The sequence below is a fragment of the Hymenobacter translucens genome (genome assembly GCF_020685205.1).
Classification (GTDB): Bacteria; Bacteroidota; Bacteroidia; order Cytophagales; family Hymenobacteraceae; genus Hymenobacter; species Hymenobacter translucens.
The window spans coordinates 157,521-175,539 of sequence record NZ_JAJERB010000008.1 but is presented as its reverse complement, the minus strand read 5'-3'; the positions used below and the strand labels follow the sequence as shown (position 1 = coordinate 175,539).

The 18,019-nt window shown below is 61.4% G+C and carries 17 protein-coding genes; 5 read left to right on the top strand and 12 right to left on the bottom strand.

Going from position 1 to position 18,019, the window contains the following annotated elements:
- Window positions 1-23: 23 nt before the first annotated feature.
- From LJY25_RS17160 to LJY25_RS17150, 3 genes are all read right to left on the bottom strand, one after another.
- The gene (locus tag LJY25_RS17160; protein ID WP_227609701.1) at window positions 24-389 is read right to left on the bottom strand and encodes a four helix bundle protein; all 366 of its coding nucleotides are present in this window, start codon (window positions 387-389) and stop codon (window positions 24-26) included.
- A gap of 30 nt (window positions 390-419) precedes the next feature.
- Window positions 420-1,586, bottom strand: coding sequence for an efflux RND transporter periplasmic adaptor subunit (locus LJY25_RS17155; protein WP_227609700.1), 1,167 nt, complete (start codon window positions 1,584-1,586; stop codon window positions 420-422).
- 172 nt (window positions 1,587-1,758) lie between these two features.
- Window positions 1,759-2,253, bottom strand: a complete 495-nt coding sequence (locus LJY25_RS17150; RefSeq protein ID WP_227609699.1) for a YciE/YciF ferroxidase family protein — start codon at window positions 2,251-2,253, stop codon at window positions 1,759-1,761.
- Window positions 2,254-2,458: 205 nt separating this feature from the next.
- On the opposite strand from LJY25_RS17150, the gene LJY25_RS17145 reads away from it, so the two are divergent.
- Complete coding sequence (locus LJY25_RS17145; protein WP_227609698.1) at window positions 2,459-2,815, top strand: MGMT family protein; 357 nt, start codon at window positions 2,459-2,461, stop codon at window positions 2,813-2,815.
- Window positions 2,816-2,838: 23 nt separating this feature from the next.
- Here the strand turns inward: LJY25_RS17145 and LJY25_RS17140 are convergent, their stop codons facing one another.
- Window positions 2,839-4,233: a hypothetical protein gene (locus LJY25_RS17140; RefSeq protein WP_227609697.1), complete on the bottom strand. Its 1,395-nt coding sequence runs from the start codon at window positions 4,231-4,233 to the stop codon at window positions 2,839-2,841.
- 175 nt (window positions 4,234-4,408) lie between these two features.
- On the opposite strand from LJY25_RS17140, the gene LJY25_RS17135 reads away from it, so the two are divergent.
- On the top strand, window positions 4,409-7,165 hold the full coding sequence (locus LJY25_RS17135; protein WP_227609696.1) for a TonB-dependent receptor: 2,757 nt from the start codon (window positions 4,409-4,411) through the stop codon (window positions 7,163-7,165).
- A 100-nt stretch (window positions 7,166-7,265) separates the two neighbouring features.
- Here the strand turns inward: LJY25_RS17135 and LJY25_RS17130 are convergent, their stop codons facing one another.
- The 6 genes from LJY25_RS17130 to xseA all read right to left on the bottom strand — a co-directional run bounded on the left by LJY25_RS17130 (window position 7,266) and on the right by xseA (window position 11,713).
- Complete coding sequence (locus tag LJY25_RS17130; RefSeq protein WP_227609695.1) at window positions 7,266-7,688, bottom strand: response regulator; 423 nt, start codon at window positions 7,686-7,688, stop codon at window positions 7,266-7,268.
- Window positions 7,685-8,503: a sensor histidine kinase gene (locus LJY25_RS17125; protein ID WP_227609694.1), complete on the bottom strand. Its 819-nt coding sequence runs from the start codon at window positions 8,501-8,503 to the stop codon at window positions 7,685-7,687. The genes LJY25_RS17130 and LJY25_RS17125 overlap by 4 nt, the downstream gene beginning before the upstream one ends.
- Before the next feature lie 202 nt (window positions 8,504-8,705).
- On the bottom strand, window positions 8,706-9,401 hold the full coding sequence (locus tag LJY25_RS17120; RefSeq protein ID WP_227609693.1) for a hypothetical protein: 696 nt from the start codon (window positions 9,399-9,401) through the stop codon (window positions 8,706-8,708).
- Window positions 9,402-9,436: 35 nt separating this feature from the next.
- Window positions 9,437-9,796, bottom strand: a complete 360-nt coding sequence (locus LJY25_RS17115; RefSeq protein WP_227609692.1) for a hypothetical protein — start codon at window positions 9,794-9,796, stop codon at window positions 9,437-9,439.
- Between the two features lie 122 nt (window positions 9,797-9,918).
- Window positions 9,919-10,164, bottom strand: a complete 246-nt coding sequence (gene xseB, locus LJY25_RS17110; protein WP_227609691.1) for an exodeoxyribonuclease VII small subunit — start codon at window positions 10,162-10,164, stop codon at window positions 9,919-9,921.
- Between the two features lie 13 nt (window positions 10,165-10,177).
- Window positions 10,178-11,713, bottom strand: coding sequence for an exodeoxyribonuclease VII large subunit (xseA, locus tag LJY25_RS17105; protein WP_227609690.1), 1,536 nt, complete (start codon window positions 11,711-11,713; stop codon window positions 10,178-10,180).
- A gap of 213 nt (window positions 11,714-11,926) precedes the next feature.
- Here xseA and LJY25_RS17100 point away from each other — a divergent pair, with 213 nt between their 5' ends.
- Window positions 11,927-14,062: a M13 family metallopeptidase gene (locus LJY25_RS17100; protein WP_227609688.1), complete on the top strand. Its 2,136-nt coding sequence runs from the start codon at window positions 11,927-11,929 to the stop codon at window positions 14,060-14,062.
- Window positions 14,063-14,209: 147 nt separating this feature from the next.
- Window positions 14,210-14,614: a hypothetical protein gene (locus LJY25_RS17095; RefSeq protein WP_227609686.1), complete on the top strand. Its 405-nt coding sequence runs from the start codon at window positions 14,210-14,212 to the stop codon at window positions 14,612-14,614.
- A 3-nt stretch (window positions 14,615-14,617) separates the two neighbouring features.
- Here LJY25_RS17095 and LJY25_RS17090 read toward each other — a convergent pair whose 3' ends face one another.
- Together LJY25_RS17090 and LJY25_RS17085 are read right to left on the bottom strand one after the other, a co-directional pair.
- On the bottom strand, window positions 14,618-15,346 hold the full coding sequence (locus tag LJY25_RS17090; RefSeq protein ID WP_227609684.1) for a peptidylprolyl isomerase: 729 nt from the start codon (window positions 15,344-15,346) through the stop codon (window positions 14,618-14,620).
- Window positions 15,347-15,497: 151 nt separating this feature from the next.
- A complete protein-coding gene (locus tag LJY25_RS17085; protein ID WP_227609682.1) occupies window positions 15,498-16,715 on the bottom strand; it encodes a zinc dependent phospholipase C family protein in 1,218 nt (405 codons plus the stop codon).
- A gap of 260 nt (window positions 16,716-16,975) precedes the next feature.
- Between LJY25_RS17085 and LJY25_RS17080 the strand changes: the two genes are divergently transcribed.
- Window positions 16,976-18,007, top strand: a complete 1,032-nt coding sequence (locus LJY25_RS17080; RefSeq protein ID WP_227609680.1) for a hypothetical protein — start codon at window positions 16,976-16,978, stop codon at window positions 18,005-18,007.
- Window positions 18,008-18,019: the final 12 nt, after the last annotated feature.

The window sequence follows — 18,019 nt, the reverse complement described above, 5'->3', positions numbered from 1 at the left end:
AATTAGTAATTGAGAACTAGTAATTAAGAATTGTTGCTCTCGTTTCGGGAGGAGCGGATAATGGCGGTAATAATTTTAAGGAGTTCCTCACAGTCTTGTAACAGGGATGCTGCCTGGGGAGAGTCGATATAATCGGTATCGCGGAGCAGGCGCAGCCAGTAATGCGTTTCGCGGGCTTCTTTGTAGGCTATTCCGCATTTGGCAACAAAGTCCTTGCGAGAAAGACCACCAACGGCTTCTTCCATATTGGCTCCAGTAGAAGTGCCACTTCGTCGGATCTGATCAGCCAACTGAAATGCCTGTTTCTCTCTGGCCAAAACTTGGCTGAGCCGCACGATGCGCACTGCAAAAGCGTAGCTTTTCTGAAGAATGATGTTCTCTTCCTTCATGCCCGCTGCCCAGTTTCTAATTCTTAATTACTAATTATTAATTGGCGTAGCCCGAACCGCGTCGCCGGGCTTTACTTGCAGGATGCCGGTCCGGATGACGGAGTCGCCGACGGCCAGGCCATCGGTAATCTGAATAACCTTGTCGGAGCGGATACCGATCTTCACTTTCTTCGGGACCATCTTGCCGCCTTTCACCGTGTACACGCTGTAGCCGCTGGCTTCGGGAATAACCGATTCGGTGGGCACCTGCAGGGCGTCGGTGGATTCGCCGAGCTGTAGGTTTACCTTCACAAAGGCGCCGGGCCGCAGCTCGTTGCTGGTGTTGGCGTAGCGGGCCCGCACCGGCTGGGTCCGGCTTACCGGGTCAATCTGCGGATCGATGGCGTAGACCTTGGCGTCGTACTTCTTGTTGGTCGTCTCGTCGGTCACGCTTACCACGTCGCCCACGCGCACGTTCGGGGCAAAGCGGCCGGGCACGGCAAAGTCAATCTTCACCGGCCGCACCCGGGAGAGGGTCGTGATTTCGTAGCCGGGGCTCACGTAGGTGCCCACCGTAGCGGTGGTCAGGCCCAGCACGCCGTCGAACGGGGCCCGCACGTAGGCTTTTTCCAGGGACGCCTGCAACGCGCGCAGGTCCGACTGGGCGGTCTGGAGCTGGGTGTTGGCCTGCTCGTACTCCTGCGCGCTGATGTATTCCTTTTCGAGCAGGGTGCGCTGCCGCCGCTCCTGGTCGCGGAACAGCTTGATGTTGAACTGCTGCTTGCTGATGGCCGCCTGCGCTTCGTCGGCATTGATGCTGAACAAGAGCTGGCCCTTGCGGACCGGCTGGCCTTCGCGGATGTTGAGGCTGGTGATTTTGCCCGACAGCTCACTCTTGATTATCACCGACTCATCGGCCAGCACCGAGCCGGTCGCGGCTACCTCGTCCGACAGATTGGTTGGCTTCACGACATATACCTGTACGGGCAGTTTCTGCCCGCCACCTTTGCCGCCCGGGCCTCCGGCCCCACCCGGACCGCCTTTGCCACCACCGCCACCGCCGGCTGCACCCCGGCCGCCTTTTGCGTCGGCACCGGGGGAGGGGAAGTACTTCATCTTAACAAACACCAGCGCGGCAATAATTGCCAGGGTGACGCCAATCCACAAGAGCTTGCGCCCGGGGCGCGATTCTTCTACCGATTCTTCTTGATATTCCATGTAACAGGGTTCTTTCCCGACTTAGCTAATCAGCCTGCCGCTGAGGGTCAAGGCTACACAACGATGGGCGAAGCCGAGGGGTTCAGTGGAACCCAGGCAAAGCGGGGGCATGGGGTAGAAACACAAAAAAAGCCTGCGGGTTGCAGGCTTTTTTTGTGTTAGTGGGGGCAGACTACAGCGCCCGGGCGTTGATGTAGCTCTTGGCCAGGTCGTTGAGGATGGTATCCGTATTCTGCTCTTCCTGCAGCGTCTGGCGCAGCAGGCCGGCAGCTTCGGCGTGGCCCAGGCGCTCGGCGTAGTGAGCAGCCGTGCCGTAGCCCGAGATTTCGTAGTGCTCTACGCGCTGAGCCGAGGCAATCAGAGCAGCATCTTTTACTTCATCGGTGGCTTTTTCCGAAATGGTTTCTTTGCCTTCGGCAACCAAGCCCTGCATGGCTTTGCAGGTATGGCCACCCAGGTCCACGTTCAGCGACTTGCCGATCTGCTCCAGGCGCTTCACCTGGTTTTCAGTTTCGCGCAGATGCTTCTCGAAGCCCATGCGCAGCCGGCTGTCCTTGGCTTCCTTCGCCATATCGGGCAGCGCCTTCAAAAGCTGGTTTTCGGCGCTGTACAGGTCTTTCAGTTGCTCCTGGAACAGGTCCTCGAGCGTTTCAAGTTTGCTTGACATAGTAGTTAGGTAGGTTGGGAGTGGACAAAGGCCCCATCGTAACCGGTGGGGTCACTTACCTTACGGCGGCGCAATGCCGGAGGTTGGAAAAGAATTCGGTGCCGCCGCGCCCGGTCCCGACGTTTTTGACGGATATTCCAGCCGGCTGCTTTGCCCGACGTCCCGTATCATCTTTCACCCCGTTTTCACTTTTACCCGCTTCCCGATGGCGAAAGAGCTTTCCGATGCCCACCGTAACTTCTTCCAGGATGTGCACGACGTCGTCCGGCTGGTGCCGGTGGGGCGCGTGACTACCTACGGCGCCATTGCCCACTACCTCGGCGCGCGCAACGGCGCCCGGATGGTGGGCTGGGCCATGATGGCAGCGCACCCGCAGGTAGGGCCCCAGGCTATTCCCGCCTACCGGGTCGTAAACCGGCTCGGGCAGCTGACCGGGCGTCAGCATTTCGCCACGCCCACGGCCATGCAGGAATTCCTGGAAGCCGAGGGCATTCAAATTGTGGACGACACGGTGCAGGACTTCAAAACCCGGTTCTGGGACCCTGGTACGGAACTGGGGTAGCCGCACAAGGGGGATGTGCTTGGTTAGCGGCGCCGGCGAAATTTCTTGACGTAGAACATGCCTTCCTTGGCCGGAGACGGTTTAAGGGTAGGGGTGGTGCTGGTAGCCGTCGGCAAGGCGCATTCCAGAAAGTTGGGCGCCGAAAAGTCGGGCACGAAGGCGTAGCAGGTAGGAGCACTGCCCTGAACGCAGATGGTGATTTCCTTGCGGCGGTTTTGCCAGCTCAACGCCAGAAAGCCGTTGACAGGCAGAGTTCCCACAGCCTGACCGTCCACGGTCACCGTCAGTTCCTGGTTGGCCCGGGCGTCTGGGCGGCGGTATAGATAGATGGCAGCCGTATCGGCCTGAGCAAAGATTGCATCGGGGTTGTCTCCCAGCACCGGGCCCAGCACTACCCGGCCCGTCATCAGGTGCAGCTCGGCCTGCTGAGGACGCCCGGAAGACACGGCTCCCACCACCACGGCCCCGGCCAATCCGCCCACCAGGGCCCCGGCCAGCACGGCATCCGGGTTTGCTCCCGCCCGGGTCATGAACGTGTAATTCTGGCCGCTGGGCGTCATCTCGTAGTAGTAGCTCCCGTCCAGGATGTAAGCCGCTTTACCGTCCGACACGCCCCAGGCGCCGTCCCGCACCAGGCGGCGTGGGTGAGCGGCATCGAGATGGAGGTAGTAGGCCTCTACTTCGTCCTGGCCCGCCCACTGCCGGCTGGCGTGAGGGCGGCGCACGATTTCAAACGGTCCTTCGGCCAGGGTTGGGTTGTTGTTGATGAACTCCTCAAACGAGCGGTACACGCCCCGGCGCATCGGCTGGGTCTGAATGGGAAACCGCACGTCAGCCGCACCACCCTTGCCGGCCGTTACCTCGGCCAGGCTGAGCACCGGACCGGCAAGGGCGGGAGCAGTGCTGAGCCGGGCCAGGCTCTGCTGCAAAGCCTGGCCAATCGTGGCAGCATGCTTGCTCGTGACTTCAATTCCTCCGGTTTCGACCAGCTCACCGGTACTCAGCAGCACCTGGTAGGTGTGATCGGGCTGCTCAACCAGGTAGTCAACCACCAACTCGGTTGTGGCTTTCTCGGAAGCAGCGGTAGTCCGCTCGCTGATGTTGAAGGCATGAACCCGCAGCACCACCGGCCTGGAGCCGGGCTGGGGTGGGAGCTGACGCTGAAAGAGGGCCATCAGCTCGGCTTCCAGGCTTTGCCGGAAGTTGGCAGACACCGGCACGTTGTCAATCCCACGCTGCACAACCCCAAGCCGGCTGCGGTCGGCACGGGCGTCCACTACCTGAGCCACGTGGTAGGAAGAGGCCGGCACGGTGAGCGTGACCTTCTGCAGATCGAACAGATATGGGTTGGTCTGGGCCTGGATTGACTGGCCGCAAGCCAGCGTGAGCAGGCCGGACAGCAGAAACGACTTGAGCATAGAAGAAGCTAGACAGGAGGAGAGGAGCCGGTAGTCGGCCCCGGATACACCCATCAAAGGTAGAGTTCGGCGGCATTGATATCAAGCCTGAAAGATGGTGGGTTGCTGGTTGTTTCCGCTACCGCTCAAACGCTTATCTTTGCTCTGGCTAAGTGCCGAAATTCCGTTCTACTGCATGAAACACACCTTACTATCTTTCTTACTGGTCTGTCTGACCACGCTGTCAGCGCTGGCGCAGGGTACTTTCTCCGTGAAGGGACGCGTACTCGATAAAGTTACCGGCGAAGGTCTGCCCGGCGCCACGGTGCAGGTCAGCGGCAACGACGTGAATACCGGCACCGGCACCGAGGTCAACGGCTCCTATGCCATTTCCGGGCTGAAGCCGGGTACCTACGTGCTCCGGGCCTCCTTTATCGGGTACAAGACGATGGAGCAGCGCGTGACCATCACCAGCCAGAACGTCACCTCGTCCTTTTCCCTGGCCGGCGACAATGCTACCCTGAACGAAGTACAGGTAGTGGGCTCGCTCGGCGTGGCCGTGGAGCGCTCTACCCCGGTGGCCTTTTCGGCCGTGAATGAGGTGAAGCTGCGCGAAACACTCTCGAACCGCGACCTGCCGATGATCCTGAACGAGACGCCCGGCGTGTACGCCACCCAGGGCGGCGGCGGCACCGGCGACTCCCGCATCAACATCCGGGGCTTCGACCAGCGCAACGTGGCCGTCATGATTAACGGCGTGCCGGTAAACGACATGGAAAACGGCAGCGTGTTCTGGTCGAACTGGGACCTGGGCGACGTCACCAAAAGCCTGCAGGTGCAGCGCGGCCTGTCGGCTTCGAAAATCTCGGTTCCCTCCGTGGGCGGCACCATCAACGTGCTCACCCGCGGCTTCGACGATAAGAAAGCTGCCATTGCCCGCACAGAAATCGGCTCGTACAACTACCGCAAGTATTCGCTGATGCTGAGCTCGGGTGTGCTTAAGAACGACTGGGCATTTACCGTGTACGGTTCGCGCCGCACGGGCGAGGGCTGGGTGGAAAACGCCTATGACGACGCCTGGACCTACTTCGGCAACATCAGCAAAAAGATCGGCAACCACCGCCTGTCCCTGACCGGCATGGGCTCGCCCCAGAAGCACGGGCAGCGCTCGACGTTCACCCAGGTAGGCGCTTATTCCAACGAAAAGGCCCGGGAGCTGGGTGCCGCTCAGGTGCTCAACGGTGACCGGGGTTTCCGCTACAACCCCGACTGGGGCGTACTGAACCGCTACACGCTGGATGCCAGCGGGCAGCGCCAGTACCAGGGTGAGGAAGTGCTGAACACGCGCTCGAACTACTACCACAAGCCCCAGATCAACCTCAACGACTACTGGCAGGTCAACAACAAGCTGTTCATCTCCACGGTGCTCTACGCCTCCTACGGCTCCGGCGGCGGCATAGGCCCGACGGGTTCCCTGGCCCAGCTCACCAGCACCGGCCAGGCCAACATCCAGAATGCCTTCGACACCAACATGCGGAACGTGGTGAACGGGGAGAAGCTCTCGACCACGTTTCTGCGCTCGAACGTGAACAACCACCGCTGGTATGGTTTCGTGACCGGCGCCGACTACACGCTGAGCGACAAGCTGACCTTGTCGGCCGGTATCGATGGCCGTACGTACCGCGGCTACCACTACCAGAAGATCGTCGACCTGCTCGGCGGTGACTACGTGCTCAACAACTGGAACCAGAACTCCACCTCCAACGACCGGAATGCTTCGCCCACGCAGCGTCTGCGGGAGGGCGACAAGATCAACTTCAACTACGACGGTAAAACCCGTTGGCTGGGCAGCTACGGACAGCTGGAATACAAGACTCCGGCACTGTCGGCCGTTATCAGCGGCACGCTGTCGCAGGTTTCCTACAAGCGCATCGACTTCTTCCGGCCCCGCGTGGTATACGACGCCAACGGCACGGCCGTACCCGTACCTTTCGGCCGCACGGCAACGGTGGATGGCCGCACCTACACCAACGACGAAGCCAGCTACCTCGAAACGCCCTGGGCTAATATTCCCGGCTACAGCGTGAAGGCCGGCGCCAACTACAACATCACGGAGTTCAACAACCTCTTCCTGAACGTTGGCTATAACTCGCGGATTCCGTTCTTCAACCAGGTGTACGACCTGAACGGCAACAAGTACAAGGGCATCCGGAACGAGGGCGTCACCAGCTTCGAAATGGGCTACGGCATCAGCTACCCCAGCCTGAAAGCTACTCTGAACGCCTACTATACCCTGTGGTCAAACCGCAGCAACAACACCACGGGACTGAACCCGTCGGGTGAAGAAGGGCTGGCCTATTATTCGGTGCGCAACATCAACGCCCGCCACATGGGCATCGAGCTGAGCGTAGCCCAGGAAATCAGCCGGAAGGTGCAGCTGAACGCCGCCATTTCGGTGGGCGACTGGCGCTGGATCGGTACCGGCAGCCTGACGGCCGTAAACGAGAACAACCAGATCATTCCGGGCTTCGACGATGTGCCGGTGTACCTCGATCAGGTGCACGTGGGCGACGCCGCCCAGAACCAATTCCAGCTGGGTATGCGCATCGAGCCCATCCGCGGTCTGTACGTCCGCCCGTCCTTCCTGCTCTTCACCAAGTACTACGCTGGCTTCAACCCGGTAGACCTGCGCCAGGAAGCCAACCGCACCGACTCGTACCGCGTGCCTACCACCCGCAACCTTGACCTGCACGCCGGCTACGACCTGGCGCCGATGTTCCACGACAAGGTGCGCCTGGGCATCAAAGGCTCGGTGCTGAACGTGCTGGACGAATACTTTCTCACCGACCTGCCGGCCGGCAGCAGCGGGGCTATTGTAACGGACCCCACCAACCTGCGGGGCTTCTTCAACCGCGGCCGGACGTTCACCCTGGGCGTGTCGGCTACGCTCTAATCTCGCTTCACACCAAATAAAGAAGGGTCCCTGCCGGCTGGCAGGGACCCTTCTTTATTTGGTTCACTTTCCTTTCTTAAGGAGCGGGAATGCTCTGGATTTACAGGACCGGCAGCGCCCGGGGAGCCGACGCCGGCCGGCCGACGATATTGCCGGCGGCGGCCAGAATAGCCCCGCGCACTTCTTCGGGGTTGGCGTTTTTGAGCAGATAGCCATTCGCACCCTCAGCCAGCAGGCTGTCCATCAGCTCGGGCTCGTCGTGCATGGAGATAATGACGACGCGGACCTGGGGGTACTGCGCCCGGAGCAGGCGCATCGTCTGCAGGCCGTCGAGGACGGGCATCTGCAGATCCATCAGCACCACCTGCGGAATGGTGCCCTGATCGAGGCGCTCCAGCAGCTCTTGCCCGTCGCCGGCTTCGAACAGCACGGTCATGCCCTCAAAGCCGCTGATCAGAGCCCGCAGCCCTTTGCGGAACAGAATGTGGTCATCGACCACCGCCAGGTTAATTAGGGAGCTCATAGGGCGGCAACAGGTTGAGGAGTAGGTATTTCGACCTGAAGATACGGAACCGGAAAGGAAATCCAAACCTGGCTGCCCGCCCCCGGGGCCGACTCGTGCCGCATTACTCCCCGGAGCACGGCTACCCGGCTGCGAAGGTTGGTCAAACCCAGCCCGCTGCGCGACCCCACAGGCGGCAGCCCTTCGTACTGTTCCGGGTCGAAGCCCACGCCATCGTCTGCATACCGGAAAGTCAGCTGGTCGGCCTCAAAATGCACATCCAGGGTAATGGTGCTGGCCTGGGCGTGCCGAAGCCCGTTGCCCAGCAGCTCCTGCACCACGCGGTAGATGATCAGCTCGTGCTGAGCATGCAGGCGGCGGGGAGTGCCCTTCTGGGCCAATACCACCCGGGTGGGACCACCTTCGGGAACCGTGCGAACCAGGGCTTCGAGGGCAAAGGAAAGTCCGAACTTCTGCAAGGCCGCCGGCAGCAGGTTGCGCGAGATGCGCCGAACCTCGCCAATGGCCTGGTCGAGCAGGGCAGCAGCCTCCTGGGTGTAGTCGGCCGGGCCGAGAGTGCGCAGATGAAGCTTGACGATGGCCAGGGTGGTGCCGACGCCGTCGTGCAGGTCGGCGGCAATGCGGCGGCGCTCATCTTCCTGAGCCAGCAGGGCCGCTTCGAGGGCCTGCTGCTGGGCCTGCTCATGGGCATCGCGCAGCTGCTGCTGCTGCACGAACAGCCGGCGCTGGTACCGCAGCACGAACGCAATTATGCTGACTACCAAAAGCAGCAGCAGGGGCGTTGTGAGCAGGATAGGCAGCAGCCAACTATCCATAGAATAGAATTGAGTGGTTCTCATTCGCGGAGCAACAGGTTAGCCAGAGCCGTCTGTGAAGATAGGCACGCGCACCCGAACGAGAAAGCTATAAGTAAAGTAAAGGGGGAGCTACAGAATCAGGGTTATAAAGGTATTGATAAATAATAGAATAGAATCGGAAAATTCTGGAATTGTAACGAGCGTGATATTTTACCTTCTACTACCTGAAGTGGCTCGGCATCTTATGCTGGGTGTTGGCCCGCCCCGCCATCAGAAACGACCAGGTCAGCATCCCGCACAGCAGCAAGAGCAGCAGGGAAGTAATGATGCTCATGGCGCTGTACGTCAGCTCGTCCTCATCCGTCACGGTGCGGGCCATGAGCAGGTAGATGGTAACCGTGCCGGTCAGGTACAGGACGATGCCCACGCTGGCCAGAAACAGCGGGTCCCGCTCTAATCGAGCCGCGGAAAGATCGTGCAGGGTCTGCTCGAAGTAGAGCAAAGCCAGGGAGATGATAATAAACGTCTCCAGCGCGTTGGTGTAGGAGTTGATCTGCTGCATCCCTTCCAGGTAGAAGGAGTCGAAAGCAGCGAAGACCAGGAAGCCCACCGTAGCCAGCTTAATGTAGTAGCGGGTGCGGGGCGCTGCCAAGGCCCGATAGTACACCAGAATATAAAGCAGCGTCTCCACTACCGTAGTCAGGTGGATAAACGGCAGGTTATAGTAATACTTGTGCGATAGGTACCAGGCAATGCCCGAGGCAATCAGGATATACACCGGAATCCAGAACAGCACCTGCAGGGGAGGGCTGAGCAGATGGCGGCGGCGCCACGCTACCGCCAGGGGCAGCGCGGCGCTCAGGTAAGCCACCGTCTCCAGCTTGGCTGAAAACGGAATGACCCAGTGCTCAGGCATAGGGAGTTAGGTTAAAGACTCGGGCAAACAGCCATTTAGCTGTTCAGGACGTTGTTCTGGCCCTTCCGCGGTGGCGAAACGGGCCCCATGCTGACAATCGGGCCATCTACCAGATCTGATTCTTCAGAGTCAGCGCCGGACAAAACCAGACAGGGGCTGCCATGCGCGTCCACGCCGTAGTAGATGCGGATGCCCACGCAGGTTTCCTGAGCCAGAATTGCTTCGAGGTGCTGGCGGCCGATAAAGCTGCCCAGGATGCTGTCCGGCGAGCTGGTGCGGTAAGCGCGGGTTAGCAGACCGGCATTGTCGGCCGTAAGCACAACCCCTTCGTTGCCCTCAAAAGTCGACAGGGACGGCAGGTCAGTGGTGGGGAGAGAAGCAAGTTGCTGTTCCATAGAAAGAAGATTATGAACGTGACGAAAGACGCCAAATATAACCTTTGTTCGCAGCTAGCCGCCGGAAAAACCGAATTAAAACTGGTAAAAGGTATAAACCACCTCAGCGAACCAGCAGCTGACTAATCATCATCCCGCTCCGGGGCGTGGTCATCCGGTTGCTCGTCTTCCTCATCCAGGTTTTCAAATACCCGGTCGATGGCCGACTCGGCCGAGCGCAGCTTCTGCTTGCACAGCCGGATCAGCTCGGCGGAGCGCTGCACCCGGGCCGTAAGGTCATCGACGTCCACCGTGTCGGTTTCAAGCGTGCGGAGGATGGATTCCAGCTCGGCAATTGCCTGGCTGTAGGTAATATCGGAAGAGGACATAGTCAGGCAAAAATCAGAGGGTGAGGTCCGGCAGCAGGTCCGGGCCGGGCGCGCGGGCCGTGATAGTAGCGTCGAGCACGGCACCGGGCAGCAGCACCTGCACCTGGTCGCCGGGCCGGGTGGCGCTGGGGTCCGACACGTCAGTACCGGTCTGGAGGCGCACATAGCCGAAACGGGCCAGCTCCGCGGCATCAGGCAGTGGGAGCAAGGCCACCGGGGACGTCAGGCCCGTCAAATGCAGCTGGGCCCGGTGCAGACGCCGCTCGGCACGTAGCTGAAGCCCGTAGCGCAGGCGCAGTAGCTGCTCCCGGCGGCGGCGGTGCAGGTGGCGGAACCGCCGGGCCAGCACCTGCCCGAATGTGCGCAGGCGGCGCTGCTGCCCGGCCAGCTGCCGGTGGGCCGCCCGGGGCAGGGCATGCTGAAGCCGGCTGATCAGGCGCTGCTGCTGCTGCAGGCCCGCACGGGGCGCGGCGGCAGCCTGCCGGATGCGTTGGTGCAGCTGGGTACGGGCATCGCCAAGCCGGTCCTGGGCGGCCTGGTGGGTGTACCAGCCCAGTCGGCTCAGGTGGGCGCCGGCGGCCTGCAGGTGCCCGGACGCCAGCTCCCGTATCCGGCCCGCGTAGCCGTCGAATACCGCGTCGAGGCGGGCCAGCCGCTCGATCAAGAAAATGGCAGCGGCAGTAGGCGTTTTCAGGGAGCTATGGGCGGTAAGGTCCACGACGGCTTCGTCCCGCTCGTGCCCGATGCCGGTGAGCACGGGAATCGGAAACGAGCCAATAGCAGCAGCCAGGCCGTAGTCGTCGAAGGCCAGCAGGTCGGTCTTGCCGCCCCCGCCCCGGAGCACCAGCACCGCGTCGAACTGTCGGCGGCGGGGACGAATCAGGTCTAGGGCTTCGCGGATGCTGCCCGGCGCCTCGGCACCCTGCATGGAGGCCGGAAAAAGCGTGATGGTGAAGTCGTAGACTGATTCGCGCAGCTGCTGTACAAAGTCCTGGAAGCCGGCCGCCGTCGGTGAGGAAATAACGGCCAGGTGCTGGGTGCCGATGGGCAGGGGCAAAAGCTTCTGCCGCTCCAGCAGGCCTTTGGCTTCGAGCTTGCGCACGGTGAGCAGGCGCTGCCGGGCCAGCTCGCCCACGGTATAGCTGGGGTCGAGGGCCAGCACGTCGAGGCTTAGCCCGTACTGCTCGTGAAAGCGCACCTGCACCCGCAGCATCACCTTCAGCCCCGCGCACAGCTCCTGACCGGTGTGCTCGGCGAAGTCGGATGCCAGGGTCTGATAACGCTGGCTCCAGAGCGTGGCCCGGACCTGGGCCTTGAGCTGGGCGCCCCGGCCGGTGGTGTGCTGGTCGGTAAGGACGAGGTAGCAGTGCCCGCCGTCGAAGCGAGGCAGGGTGAGTTCGGCAATTTCGGCCACCACCCAGTACGACTCGGCAAACCGCTCAGCCAGCGTCTGGCCCACGCGGCGCAGCAGCTCGGCCAGGGGTAGGGGCACCGGGGGCAGGGGAGCAGGCAGACCAAACTCAGGACGGCGGTTGAACAGCGGCGGCATCAGCGGCAAGTTACGGAATAAGCCTTGTTGTTTGCTGCCGTGGGCCGTGCAACCGTCGTCGGAAACTCTGGTCCTTTGCTTCGCAAAACACAAATTCAGCGGGGCTAAAATGCGCTGGCAATGCGCGGTTTTGTTTCTGAATTTCGCATTTCACCTTACCTTTCTTACCATTTCCGCATTTCCCTCCCATATTCCATACTTTTCTCCGCTTCTATGAAAAATCGTAACAGCCTGACGCTGGCTGCCGTTGCGGCCGTCGGACTGGCTCTGGCAGGATGCGCCGCCAGCACTCCGACCACGGTGCCGAAAACCTCGACGGGCTCGGCCAGCACCACTCCCGACAAGGCGCCCTCGCTCAACACCGCCGAAACGTCTGTCCCCAAAGGAGTAGGCCTGAACGTGAGCAACATCGACAAGTCGGTGCAGCCCTGCGACAACTTCTTTCTGTACGCCAGCGGCAACTGGCTGAAGAACAACCCGGTTCCGGCCTCGGAAATACGCTGGGGCTCGTTCAACGAGCTGGCCGACAAGAACAACGCCATCATGCGCAGCATTCTGGACGAGGCTGCGGCCAACCGGAACGCTGCCAAAGGCACCAACGCCCAGAAGGTTGGTGACTACTACGCCTCGGCCATGGACACGGCCTCCATCGAAGCCGCTGGTCTGAAGTACCTCAAGCCCGAGCTCGACCGCATTGCCGCCATCAAGACGGCTGACAACCTGCAAACCAACATTGCCCGCCAGCTCCAGCTGCAGACCGGGTCGTTTTTTAGCACGTACGTAGGCCAGGACGACAAGATCAGCACCCAGTATGCCGTTAACCTGAACCAGGGTGGCCTCTCCCTGCCCGACCGCGACTACTACCTCAAGGACGACGCCCGCTCCAAGAACATCCGCGCGGCGTACATGACCTATCTGACCAACACCTTCAAGATGTTGGGTGAAAGCGAGGCGACTGCCGCCAAGAGCGCCAGCACGGTGATGCGCATCGAAACGCGCCTGGCCAAGGCTTCGCGCAGCCGGGTAGACCTGCGCAACCCCCAGCTCAATTACAACAAGATGACCATGGCGGAAGTGCAGAAGCGCTACCCCAACCTGGCTCCCCAGCACATCCTGACCGACCTGAAGCTGAAGGGCGTGAAGGAGGTAATCGTGGGGCAGCCCGACTTCTTTAAGGAGCTGAACACGATGCTGAAGGCCGAGCCCATGGCCGACCTGAAAACCTACATGCGCTGGCACACGGCCACGTCGTTTACCTCGGCCCTGCCCAAAGCATTCGGCGACGAGGCCTTCCGCTTCAGCCAGGTGCTGACCGGCGCCAAAAAGCAGCAGCCCCGCTGGAAGCGCATGCTCCGCGCCACGGACAACGCCCTGGGCGAGGCCTTCGGCCAGCTCTACGTGGACAAGGCCTTCAAGCCCGAAGCCAAGCAGAAAGCCATGGAAATGGTGAACAACATCAAGGCTGCCTTCGCCGAGCACATTCAGCAGAACGACTGGATGAGCGCCGCTACCAAGGCGGAAGCCATGAAGAAGCTGAATGCCTTTACGGTGAAAATCGGCTACCCCGACCAGTGGAAGGACTACTCGGCCCTGAGCATTTCCCGCGACTCCTACCTGCAGAACGTTATCAACTCCCGCATCTGGGAGATGCAGGACAACCTGAATAAGTTTGGCAAGCCCATCGACCGCAAGGAGTGGGGCATGACGCCGCCTACCGTGAATGCCTACTACAACCCGCCGATGAACGAAATCGTGTTCCCGGCCGGCATCATGCAGCCCCCGTTCTTTGACCCCAACGCCGATGACGCCGTCAACTACGGCGGGATGGGCGCCGTTATCGGCCACGAAATCACCCACGGCTTCGACGACCAGGGCCGGCAGTACGACGCCGAAGGCAACCTGCGCGACTGGTGGACCAAAGAAGACGCCGAGAAGTTTGACCAGCGGGCCGACATCGTGGGCAAGCAGTTCGACGCCTTTACGCCTCTGGACTCGGTACACGTGAACGGTAAGCTCACGATGGGTGAAAACCTGGCCGACCTCGGCGGACTCAGCATTGCCTACACCGCCCTGCAGAAGCAGCTGCAGAAGCAGTACGGCAACGGCCCCCGCCCCATGTACGACGGCCTCACGCCCGAGCAGCGCTTCTTCCTGGCGTACGCCCAGATCTGGCGCACCAACGCCCGGCCCGAGTACCTGCGTCAGCAGGTGCAAACCGACCCGCACTCCCCGGCTCAGTTCCGCACCAACGGTCCGCTCCAGAACATGCCCCAGTTCTACGAGGCCTTTGGCTGCAAGGAAGACGCCCAGATGGTACGCGCCAAAAACCTGCGCGCCAAGATCTGGTAGGCTGACTCTGAGCTGATAGCTGATGGTTATTGGCTGTTAGCCTGACTTGGAAAAAGGCAGTCTGCTTCGGCGGGCTGCCTTTTTTGTTTCTTGCGGCGCGGACCGGACATGTTGCTGGTACCGTCGCCGCTTTTCCCTTGCGCTGCTATGACCTTTTCCGCTTCGTCTTCCCGATTCGCCCTTGCTGCCGCCCTGCTGTCGGCTGCCGCTACCCTGCTGAGTAGCTGCAGCCAGCAGTCCGACAATACGCAGTCCTACCTCACCGAGCCTAAAGCTGGGGACGTGTACGTGATGCGCTTCCGGCCTAATGCCCCGGCTGATACCAGCAGCCGGTACTGGAGCTACCGCATGACCCGCGTTACGCCCGACAGCGCCTACCTGCAGCCCGCCCAAAGCCAGGTTGGTACGCTGAGCGAAGCTACGTCCGACTCAATGCAGTATTCTGCTACCCGGGCGTTGGGCTACGGCCGGCCCGAGCTGGGCAAGCTCACCGAGGTGCAGCCCGGCGACGTAACCGGCGGCAAGCTCGTTCGGGTGGTGCGGCCCGACTAACGGCTAGGGCAACACCTCAATTTTGATGTCTACGTCCTTTTTCGGCCACTTGTAGGGGTCCACGGGCTCGGCGGCAATTTTGTCGATGACGTCCAGCCCTTCCACGACTTCGCCAAAGACGGTGTACTTCCCGTCGAGGGAAGGCACGCCGCCGGTGGTGGCATACACTTTTTCCTGGGCCGGCGTAAGCGTGCGGCCGGCCATGGCCTGGGCCTGGTAGGGCGTCAGCTTTTCGCCCTGCACAAAGTAGAAGTCCGTATTCGAGGACAGCTTGCCGGGGTTCTGGTCGTCGTCGTAGCGGGCCATGCCCAGGGCGCCCCGCTTGTGGAAGTGCCCGGGCCGGATTTCGGGCGGCAGGTGGTAGCGGGCCAGCCGAATGGTGCGGTGGTCGGAGCGGCCGCCCTGAATGGCAAAACCGTTGACCACGCGGTTGAAGACAGTTTCGTCGAATACGCCTTTGCGGGCCAGCAGCAGGAAGTTGGCTTTGTGAATCGGCGTGTCGTCATAAAGCTTCACGCGCAGGTTGCCCAGCCGGGTGCGCACGATGACTTCGGAGCCGGGGTACTGCCGGCCGTACGCGGTGAGCAGTGACGCCGCGTTGGAATCGGTGAGGCTGACCAGATCGGGGCCGGGAACGGGGGCAGGCTTGGCCTCGGGTGGCGGGGCCTGCTGAGCGGGCTCGGCCTGATTGCAGCCCAACAGGCTGAGGCCCCCGAGCAGAAGGGCGGGCAAAAAACAAGCGGGGCTGCGGCGAACAGGAAGCATAGGCAGTAAGCTGGGCCGGACCGGCCGGACACAAACAAAAAAGTGCTGCCCTCTCTACGAAGGCAGCACTCAAATGTAACGGACGGGCCGGGTAAGCGCACCCGGGCGAGCCGGCTGGCTAGTTCCAGCCGTCGTCGGCCTTGTCCGCTTTGTCGCCTTTTTTCTTACGCTTCTCCTTGATTTTCTTGCCGTCTTCGTCTTTGGCCTTCACCTTCGACTTCTCCACCGTAGTGGCCGGAGCCGCCTGCGGGGCCGGGGTCAGGGCAGGGGCGGGAGCCGCGGGAGCCGAGGCATCGGCCGGCATCGGCTGCATGTCCTCCGCAGACTTAATCACGTCCGCTTTTTCCACGGCTTTTTCCTTCTGCATGGCAATGACGAGCTCCTTGTCGACCAGCTCGTTTTTCTTCCAGGCTTTCAGCTCAGTAGCCAGCTTTTCCCGCTCGCCCTTCGTGAACTTCTTGCCCATCATCTGGTCCAGGTCGGGCTTGCCGGCGTCCTGCCAGGCGGTCAGCCACATCGAGGCGACCATGGTCGGGGCCTGCTTGATGCGGATGGCCACCATGCCGCCCACTTCCTTGTGGTAGGCGTCGGCAAAGGCATCGGAGTAGGCGCGGCGGGTTTTGCCGTACTTGTGCGAGAACGTGTACTTGGTTTCGGGCGTGAACTTGCGCGACACGGCCTCCTCCAGGTCGAAGGTTGCGCCCAGGAAGCCGTAGGAGTTCTGCACCACGTCCCAGATGGAGCGCAGCGGGTCTTTCAGGTAGTCCGCCGATTCTGAGTCCAGCTTGTACTCGGCCAGGTGGCGCTCCGGCAGCTTGGACTCCCACAGGCTGTGCATGCCTTCCTGGTTGGTGAGCTGCCCGTCGTAGTTGATGGTGGTGTGCAGGGGCACGTAGGCGTCGGCCACGTAGTGGCCCAGGTCGGCCGACAGGCGGATGATGGCGGCCGTGTCGCGCTGGCGGAAGGCTTCGGTCAGATTTTCTTTCACGTCCATCACGACCCACGGCACGGTGCCATACTTGCGCAGGGTGTCGGCGGTGTACTTGGCGGTGGCCTTTTCCCACTCCTTGGGCATCATCCCGAACGGGTTGTCGCCGTAGTGGTCCATGTCGATATAGTGCTTCGGGGCCTCATTGGGGTCCTCGTTGCGCCGCATATCGGGGGCCGTCGAGAGCTGCACAATCTGGTTCATGTGCCGGTAGTAAAACTCCTGCATGGGGCGGGGCAGGGCGTACACGGCAATCTGGTTGATGGTCTTGTGGCCAAAAAAGCCCCAGCCCGGCGAAAACAGCGGGCAGAGCAGCACCAGGCAAAAGGTGATTAGAAGTTTTTTCATTGCAAAGAAAGGCAGGAACGTAGGGGACCAAGTTCGGAAATTTTTGGTGCTTGGTTGCTAGTGTCGGGTGCTTAGTTGTTTGTGCCCGATCCGAAGCGGTGAATTGCCGGCACCGGGTAGTCAATAGTCGAATGGGTGCCCCACCTTGCGGCCCCTGGGCTGCCCTCCGCGTAAACAGCCCGGCGAGGCGCACCCAGCAACCCGTATTCCCGGATACCGAATACCACCCTAGCAACTACCAGACCCCAGGCCCTGATCCGATGACGTTAATCTCCAAGAAGAAAATCAGCTACGCCATTGGGGAGGAGCTGCGCGCTTACCTCGACCACTACGACCGGGAAGCTGCCCTGCCCGTCACCTACCTCGATCTTACCCGTTTCAGCGGGGCTTTCCCGCTGCTCGACCGCAACGGCAACGACACCCTCTGGCAAACGGTGTTCTACGAGCCCTCAGCCCTGCGGGAGCTGTCGGCAGGGCTGACGGAGGTGTACGCCCAGCTGAAAACCGGTGGCGACCTGTCGTTTGTGCAGCACCTGCTGGCCGACCGGATCGACTACTGCCGGTTCGGCAACTCCAACCCCTTCCGGGTGCGCATCGTGAACCTGCTCAACGACAACTACGACTTCTTCTACGTGAAGCGGGCCGATGCCTCGCGCATCTACGGGCTGGAGCTCGAGCACATTCTTTCCCCCAACCGCCTCAACTACCTCGTGGCCGGCGACACGCTGATTGAAGAGCACATTACCGGTATTCCCGGCGACAACTTCATCCGGGACCACCTGCAGCAGCCCCACCTCAACCAGGTGCGCATCGCCAAGGAGTTCGTCAAGTTCAACGAGCGGTGCTTTGCCCGCCTGCTCGGCGACATGCGGGCCTACAACTACGTGATTGTGATGACCCTTGACTTCGAGGATGAGCAGTACCGGGTGCGGGCTATCGACTTCGACCAGCAGAGCTACGAGGGCAAGAAGAACATGTACCTGCCCCAGTTTTTCAAGGACAACCGCCCGGTCGTGCAGATGTGCGGTCAGCTGCTTACGGCCGAGAGCATCCGGCAGTACCAGGTGGAAGAGCGCACTCTCATTGCCGGCCGGGCCCGGGTCGAGCGCTACCGCCTTAAGACGCTGATCGACTGCATGCGGCAGGACACGCTGGCTCCGCCCGATAAGATAAGGCGGCTGAAGGACGAGCTGAACCGCCACCACCGCACCACCCGCTTCGACCGCTGCGACTCGATGGGCGATATCGTGCGGCTCAATCTGAAAATCATGCTGGCCGGCCGGCTGGGCTAAGCACAAGAAAGC

Coding starts and splice junctions, on each gene's coding strand:
- LJY25_RS17150 (WP_227609699.1), bottom strand. CDS start 2,253: ATGTCAAGCAAACTTGAAACGCTCGAGGACCTGTTCCAGGAGCAACTG.
- LJY25_RS17120 (WP_227609693.1), bottom strand. CDS start 9,401: ATGCCTGAGCACTGGGTCATTCCGTTTTCAGCCAAGCTGGAGACGGTG.
- xseB (WP_227609691.1), bottom strand. CDS start 10,164: ATGTCCTCTTCCGATATTACCTACAGCCAGGCAATTGCCGAGCTGGAA.
- LJY25_RS17095 (WP_227609686.1), top strand. CDS start 14,210: ATGACCTTTTCCGCTTCGTCTTCCCGATTCGCCCTTGCTGCCGCCCTG.
- LJY25_RS17115 (WP_227609692.1), bottom strand. CDS start 9,796: ATGGAACAGCAACTTGCTTCTCTCCCCACCACTGACCTGCCGTCCCTG.
- LJY25_RS17145 (WP_227609698.1), top strand. CDS start 2,459: ATGGCGAAAGAGCTTTCCGATGCCCACCGTAACTTCTTCCAGGATGTG.
- LJY25_RS17125 (WP_227609694.1), bottom strand. CDS start 8,503: ATGGATAGTTGGCTGCTGCCTATCCTGCTCACAACGCCCCTGCTGCTG.
- LJY25_RS17160 (WP_227609701.1), bottom strand. CDS start 389: ATGAAGGAAGAGAACATCATTCTTCAGAAAAGCTACGCTTTTGCAGTG.
- LJY25_RS17100 (WP_227609688.1), top strand. CDS start 11,927: ATGAAAAATCGTAACAGCCTGACGCTGGCTGCCGTTGCGGCCGTCGGA.
- LJY25_RS17140 (WP_227609697.1), bottom strand. CDS start 4,233: ATGCTCAAGTCGTTTCTGCTGTCCGGCCTGCTCACGCTGGCTTGCGGC.
- LJY25_RS17135 (WP_227609696.1), top strand. CDS start 4,409: ATGAAACACACCTTACTATCTTTCTTACTGGTCTGTCTGACCACGCTG.
- xseA (WP_227609690.1), bottom strand. CDS start 11,713: ATGCCGCCGCTGTTCAACCGCCGTCCTGAGTTTGGTCTGCCTGCTCCC.
- LJY25_RS17085 (WP_227609682.1), bottom strand. CDS start 16,715: ATGAAAAAACTTCTAATCACCTTTTGCCTGGTGCTGCTCTGCCCGCTG.
- LJY25_RS17080 (WP_227609680.1), top strand. CDS start 16,976: ATGACGTTAATCTCCAAGAAGAAAATCAGCTACGCCATTGGGGAGGAG.
- LJY25_RS17155 (WP_227609700.1), bottom strand. CDS start 1,586: ATGGAATATCAAGAAGAATCGGTAGAAGAATCGCGCCCCGGGCGCAAG.
- LJY25_RS17130 (WP_227609695.1), bottom strand. CDS start 7,688: ATGAGCTCCCTAATTAACCTGGCGGTGGTCGATGACCACATTCTGTTC.